This is a genomic window from Nocardia sp. NPDC057440 (assembly GCF_042802915.1).
GTDB lineage: Bacteria > Actinomycetota > Actinomycetes > Mycobacteriales > Mycobacteriaceae > Nocardia.
Genome location: NZ_JBHVDF010000002.1, coordinates 624,246 through 630,563, shown reverse-complemented (window position 1 = coordinate 630,563; position 6,318 = coordinate 624,246). Strand labels below are relative to the sequence as shown.

7 protein-coding genes are annotated in these 6,318 nt (G+C 67.5%); 6 read left to right on the top strand and 1 reads right to left on the bottom strand.

Going from position 1 to position 6,318, the window contains the following annotated elements:
• Positions 1-156: 156 nt before the first annotated feature.
• The 5 genes from urtB to ACFU4Z_RS06200 are packed head-to-tail and all read left to right on the top strand — an operon-like array spanning position 157 to position 4,473.
• The gene (gene urtB, locus ACFU4Z_RS06220) at positions 157-1,041 is read left to right on the top strand and encodes an urea ABC transporter permease subunit UrtB (protein ID WP_379060190.1); all 885 of its coding nucleotides are present in this window, start codon (positions 157-159) and stop codon (positions 1,039-1,041) included.
• A complete protein-coding gene (gene urtC, locus ACFU4Z_RS06215; RefSeq protein ID WP_379060189.1) occupies positions 1,038-2,204 on the top strand; it encodes an urea ABC transporter permease subunit UrtC in 1,167 nt (388 codons plus the stop codon). The genes urtB and urtC overlap by 4 nt, the downstream gene beginning before the upstream one ends.
• The gene (urtD, locus tag ACFU4Z_RS06210; RefSeq protein WP_379060188.1) at positions 2,201-3,046 is read left to right on the top strand and encodes an urea ABC transporter ATP-binding protein UrtD; all 846 of its coding nucleotides are present in this window, start codon (positions 2,201-2,203) and stop codon (positions 3,044-3,046) included. The genes urtC and urtD overlap by 4 nt, the downstream gene beginning before the upstream one ends.
• On the top strand, positions 3,039-3,731 hold the full coding sequence (gene urtE, locus ACFU4Z_RS06205; protein WP_379060187.1) for an urea ABC transporter ATP-binding subunit UrtE: 693 nt from the start codon (positions 3,039-3,041) through the stop codon (positions 3,729-3,731). Before urtD ends, urtE begins: the two co-directional genes overlap by 8 nt.
• 10 nt (positions 3,732-3,741) lie before the next feature.
• A complete protein-coding gene (locus ACFU4Z_RS06200) occupies positions 3,742-4,473 on the top strand; it encodes a GntR family transcriptional regulator (protein WP_379060186.1) in 732 nt (243 codons plus the stop codon).
• 35 nt (positions 4,474-4,508) lie between these two features.
• On the opposite strand, the gene ACFU4Z_RS06195 is transcribed toward ACFU4Z_RS06200, so the two are convergent.
• Positions 4,509-5,396: a nuclease-related domain-containing protein gene (locus ACFU4Z_RS06195; protein WP_379060185.1), complete on the bottom strand. Its 888-nt coding sequence runs from the start codon at positions 5,394-5,396 to the stop codon at positions 4,509-4,511.
• Between the two features lie 341 nt (positions 5,397-5,737).
• Here ACFU4Z_RS06195 and ACFU4Z_RS06190 point away from each other — a divergent pair, with 341 nt between their 5' ends.
• Positions 5,738-6,283, top strand: a complete 546-nt coding sequence (locus ACFU4Z_RS06190; RefSeq protein WP_379060184.1) for a carboxymuconolactone decarboxylase family protein — start codon at positions 5,738-5,740, stop codon at positions 6,281-6,283.
• Positions 6,284-6,318 lie beyond the last annotated feature (35 nt).

Genomic DNA, 6,318 nt, shown 5'->3' with positions numbered 1-6,318 from the left:
CAGACGTGGGTGGTGGCTCGGCGCCCAGCCCCCACCCCCCCCGCCGACTCCTGGGCCCGGGCGTGGCCCCGGGCGCCTGTCTGCGGGCCGGGCGGGGGGGGGGGGGGGGGGGGGGGGCGCGGGGCCCCCCCCCGGCACACACCGTTAGGAACCGTTATGGACGTGCTGATCGGCCAGCTCTTCACCGGGCTGAGCCTGGGATCAATTCTGTTGCTCGCCGCGCTCGGCCTTTCGCTGACCTTCGGTCAGATGGGCGTGATCAACATGGCGCACGGCGAGTTCATCATGGCCGGCTGCTACACGACTTACGTTGTGCAGAAAGTGTTCTCGTCGGCAGGTGTCTCGCTGGTGGTGTCGCTGCTCATCGGGTTCCTCGTCGGCGGCCTGCTCGGCGCCGCACTCGAGATGGGCCTGATTCGCTGGATGTACGACCGGCCGCTGGACACCCTGCTCGTCACCTTCGGTGTCGGCCTGGTGCTGCAACAGCTGGCCCGCGACATCTTCGGCGCACCGGCCAAGAATGTGCTCGTCCCCGAATGGCTCGGCGGCGGCATCACCATCATGGGCGCGGTGGTGCCGAAGACGCGCATCTTCATCCTCGTGCTCGCGGTCGTCGCGGTGACCACACTGGCCACGGTGCTCAAGACGACACCGCTCGGCCGCCGCATCCGCGCAGTGGTGCAGAATCGCGGATTGGCCGAGACCAGCGGCGTTTCCAGTCGCGTCACCGATATCAGCACGTTCTTCATCGGCTCCGGTCTGGCCGGTGTCGCGGGTGTCGCGCTCACCCTGATCGGTTCGACCAGCCCCACCATCGGACAGAGCTATCTCATCGACGCGTTCCTCGTAGTGGTGATCGGCGGCCTCGGGCAGATCAAGGGCACGGTCATCGCGGCGTTCGCGCTCGGCCTGCTCAATTCCTACATCGAATACTCGACCACCGCGTCCATCGCCAAGGTGATCGTCTTCGTCATCATCGTGATCTTCCTGCAGGTCCGGCCGCAGGGCCTGTTCACGGTCCGGACAAGGAGCCTCGCATGACCACACTTGTGCAACGGTGGCGCGCACACTCCTCGCTGACCACACTCGGTGGGTTCGCCGTCGCCGCGATCCTCTTGTTCGCGGTCGCGCCCGCCATGCTCAGCGACTTCCGGCTGAACCTGCTCGCCAAGTTCCTGTGCTTCGCCATCGTCGCGGCGGGCATCGGATTGGCCTGGGGCCGTGGCGGAATGCTCACCCTCGGTCAGGGCGTGTTCTTCGGCATCGGCGCGTACATCATGGCGATGCATCTGCAGATGGCCGACGCGGCCAGGCTGCACAACGACGTGCCGGAGTTCATGGAGATCGCGGGCATTCGCGAATTGCCTTCGTTCTGGCAGCCTTTCGCCTCGGGTCCGGTCGCGCTGATCGGCATTCTGGTGCTGCCCGCGCTCGTCGCGGCGGCGCTCGGGTACGGCGTGTTCAAGCGCCGCGTCAAGGGCACCTACTTCGCTATCTTGAGCCAGGCGCTCGCCGCCGCGCTCGCTATCCTGCTCACCGGTCAGCAGAAGATCGGCGGCTTCACCGGCCTTTCGGACTTCCGCGCCTTCTTCGGATTCAAGCTGTCGGATCCGGCCAACCGGCAGATGCTGTTCTTCATCGCGGCGGGCACGCTGCTCGTGGTCGTCGCGCTGGTCCGCCAGCTGATGCGCAGTCGCTACGGCGAACTGCTCGTGGCCGTGCGTGATCAGGAGGAGCGGGTGCGCTTCCTCGGCTACGACCCGGCCAACGTCAAAATCGTCGCCTATGTCGTCGCGGCCTTCTTCGCGGGCATCGCGGGCGCGCTGTTCACCCCCATCGTCGGCATCATCTCACCCGCCGATATCGGGGTGGTGCCCTCCATCGCCTTCATCATCGGCGTCGCGATCGGCGGCCGGACCACCCTGCTCGGGCCGGTGCTCGGCGCGATCGGCGTCGCGTGGGCGCAGACCGCGCTTTCGGAGGAATTCCCGTCCAGCTGGACCTACCTGCAGGGCGTGCTGTTCATCGTGGTCGTCGGGTTCATTCCGGCAGGCCTGGCCGGTGTCTGGCCGATGGCGAAAGGCGCTCTGGAGGGCAGATTCCGGCGAACCGCACCGGCGACGCCCGCCGCACCGGCGCCGGTCATCGCGAGTGCCGCACTGCCCGATGACGCACTGGTCGAGGAGAAGGTGAAGTCCCGATGACCGAGACAACCCACGAACCGAAGCTCGGCGGCAATGCGGGCATGTCGAGTGAGTACCTCGAAATCCGCGGTCTTTCGGTGAGTTTCGACGGCTTCAAAGCCGTGACCGACGTGGATCTGACTGTGTTGCAAGGTGATCTGCGCTTCCTCATCGGCCCTAACGGCGCAGGCAAGACCACGCTCATCGATGCGATCACCGGACTCGTGCCCGCCACCGGGTCGGCGCAGAAGTCCGGCGTCGAACTGCTCGGCAAGAAGGTGCACCAGATCGCGCGTCTCGGCATCGGCCGAACCTTCCAGACGGCAAGCGTTTTCGAACAGCTCAGCGTCCTGCAGAACCTCGATATCGCGGCGGGCGCGGGCCGCTCGGCGCTGACCATGCTGCGGCGGCGCACCTCGGTACTGCCGAGTATCGAAGAGGCGCTGGAGATCACCGGCCTCGGCGAGCTGCGCGACAAGCCTGCCGGTGTGCTCGCCCACGGGCAGAAACAGTGGCTGGAGATCGGCATGCTGCTGGTCCAGAACGCCTCGGTGCTGCTGCTCGACGAACCGGTCGCGGGCATGAGCGCCGAAGAACGTGAGGAGACCGGAAACCTGTTGCGCCGCATCGGCGGCGAACGCATCGTCATCGTGGTCGAGCACGATATGGATTTCATGCGCGCCTTCGCCACCTCGGTGACGGTGCTCGCCGCGGGCAAGGTGCTCAGCGAAGGCACGGTCGAGCAGGTGCAGGCCGATCCGAAGGTGCAGGAGGTCTACCTCGGCACCGCGGCGGCCATCGGGCTGGACGGGACCGCCGAAAAGAGCTCCACCGCAGCGAACAAGGAGGCCGCCGATGCTTGAACTCGTCGATATCCACTCCGGCTACGGCCGGACCGAGGTGATCCACGGGGTTTCGGTGACCGTCCCGGACGACAGCGTCGTGGCGATCATGGGACACAACGGCGCGGGCAAGACCACCCTGCTGCGCACCGCCGTCGGCCTGATCGGCGCCAAATCGGGCCGGATCGAGTTCAACGGCGAGACGATCACCAAGATGTCACCGTCGCGCCGGGTGCGGCGCGGCATCGCGTATGTGCCGCAGGGACAACAGAGTTTCCCGCAGCTGACCACCGCGGAGAACCTCCAGGTCGTCGCCGATGGCCGCAAGCGCGGCAAGGCGCTGATCGATGAGTCGCTCGACCTGTTTCCTGCCCTGCGCGAGCTGCTGACCCGCAAGGCCGGCCTGCTCTCCGGCGGCCAGCGCCAACAGCTGGCGATCGCGCGGGCCCTGATCACCGAGCCGAAGCTGCTCATCCTGGACGAGCCGACCGAGGGCATCCAGCCGTCGGTGGTCGCCGAAATAGAGCGCACCATCATCGATCTCACCCGGCGCGGCGGACTGAGTGTGCTGCTCGTCGAACAGCACATCGGCTTCGCGCTGCAAGCCGCCCAGCACTACTACATCCTGCAATCCGGGCGCGTTGGCTCCGATGGTGCGGGCGGTGCGAGTGCGGAGACCGCGGTTCGCTCGGCGATGGCGATCTGAGCTGGCCGCCGTGACGCGCAGGGGCCGAGTCCCGCTGAGCGAGAGGGTGTATCACTCGCTGCGGCGGGACCTGGCCACGGGAGCGATCGTGCCGACCGAACGGCTCGGCGAGGAGCGTCTCGCCGAGATATACGGTGTGTCCCGCACCCCGGTGCGGGAGGCGCTGGCCCGCCTGCAGGCCGACGGCCTCGTCGAGCGGCACACCGACGGGCTGTACCCCTACCGGCCGCGCCTCGAGGAACTGAACAACCTGTACGAGCTGCGGATCGTCTTGGAAACCAGGGGGATTCAGCGCATCCTCGATGTCGCGCACGCCGCCGAACGAGTGGAAAGCAGGTTCGACCCGGCACCCGCACACGATCTGGCACTGGTGCGTGCGGAACTCGACACCTGGCGCCGAATGCTCGAGGATCCGCCCGAGCCGGGCCCGGCACTGGTTGCCGCCGACGAGCAGTTCCATACGACACTGCTCGCCGCGGCGGGCAATACGGCGCTGGCCGACGCGCTCACCGGCGTCTACGTCCGGGTGCGCCCGGTCCGCACCTTGGATCTGCCGACCCCCGATCGCATCGCCACCATGACCGCGGAACACATCGCCATCGCCGAACAACTCCTGTCCGGCAACCCCGGCCGGGCCCTCGGCACCCTCACCGCCCATATCGACAGTTCACGAGCCCATGTTCTCTCGCGTGCCCAGCAGGCCCTCGACCTGACCAAACTCGCTCGCGCCGTGCGCGATTGACGCTCGGCCGAGCCGATCCGGGCAGACTCGAGCGATCAGCAATCCGGCTGGAGGGGCCAGCATTCGACCGGATGATACGGCGGCGGCGAGGGTGTCGAGCTCGTCATCCCACCGCCCGGTTCGGGGTGCGCGCGACCGGAATCGTGCGCGATACCGGTGATGATCGCGCCGATGACGACGAAAATCCCGATGACCGCGAGTGCGACGACAACCCAGGAGGCAATGCTCTGGCGTCGCGTCGGCTCGCCGGGGATCGGCGCGACCCGCGGCGGTCCGGTCTCCGGCAAGCCGATCAGGTTCGGGTCGGGAAGTACCGCGTCGAACCCGTCGGCGATGAGTTCGGCGCGTGAGGGGCCGTTGTCCACGCCGAGTGCTCGGTAGGCGGCGAAGACGCGGTCAGCGGTCCAGTTGCGCGGGCCCGCGGAGAAGCCTTCCAGGTAGATGCGCAGTTCGGTCGCGTCGCGAGCATTGGCGGCGAGGACATCGATACCGGGGCGCAGGTTGGTGCGCGCCGGGCGCACAACGACGCCGCGGAACGGGACGAGCACCACCGCACCGCACACATGACCCGGGTCGAGCAGCGCCCGCTCCAGTCGGCTCTTCACCGCGTACACCGCGTGTTCCAGCTGGTCGGACGGGCTGACCGCGCCTTCGTCGTCCAAGTCGGCCCGCGCATCGCTGATCGTCCACGGCCCGTCGGCGGGAATACTGAGAATGCCGCTCTGGCGGCGCCGGAAGCCCCTGACCTCGATCACCGTGATGCCGCGTGCGGTGAAGAGCACCGCGTCGACCTGCCGGGTTCCGTTGTCGCCCACATCCAGGTCGACCACCGCCAGGCACGTCGTCGGGAAGAGTCGCAAGGACTCGACGAACTCCTGTTCGGCCCCGGAAAGGGTCGCTCCGGTCTTGATCTTCACCAGCATCGCGTTTTCCTGCCCGCCTCATTCGGATCGACCCGGTCCTCCCGCCGCACGACCGCGCCGGTACTGATGATGACGCGCTATCACCACGAAGACCACCGAAAACCCTAGAGCGGCACAAACAATGCCTTGACGCGGACCGGCCGGTCGCCTTGTTGACCCGTATCGGACGGTTGCCCGGCCCGGCTCGCGGCGCGGCGGGACGACGCCTCGGAGCCCGGACTTCCCGGACCTCACCGGCCCGCTTTAGTACGCTCGGATCGGCCCGTCCCCCTCGGGCCCCGCAATCAGGATCCCCGCAGCGCAGGCGCGCTACCGGAGATCGCGGAGGAGGAGGCGCAAGCATGGTTTCGGCGTGGCAACCACGGGTTTCACCTGGCCGGCTCCGGGAGCTGGGTCCCGTCAATTGGCTTGTCTGGCAGGTGCTCTCCCGCGCCGCGGGGACCGACGACGCCCATCTGTTCAGCACTCTCGGTCGCACCAAGGGCTTATTCCGGGGTTGGCTGCACTACTCGGGCAAGCTGATGCCGGGCGGCAGACTGCCGCGGCACGAGTCGGAACTCGTGATCCTGCGCGTCGCGCACCTGCGTGCCTGCGAATACGAGATGGACCACCACATCCGCCTCGGCAAACGCGCCGGCGTCACGTTCGAAATCCTGGATCGCCTCCGCATCGGACCGTCCGCGCCCGAATGGTCGGACAAGCACCGCGCCCTGCTGGGCGCTGTCGATCAATTGGTGGAGTCTCGCGATATCGACGATGCCGCCTGGTCGACCCTGGCCGAGCATTACGACGAGCGTCGTCTCATCGAAATCGTCCTGCTCGTCAACCAGTACGAGGGCCTGGCCTCCACCATCACCGCCCTGCGCATCCAGCGCGACGAGGTATAGCGCGGCCGATCGCGCGGACTAGCGTACGGTGCTGT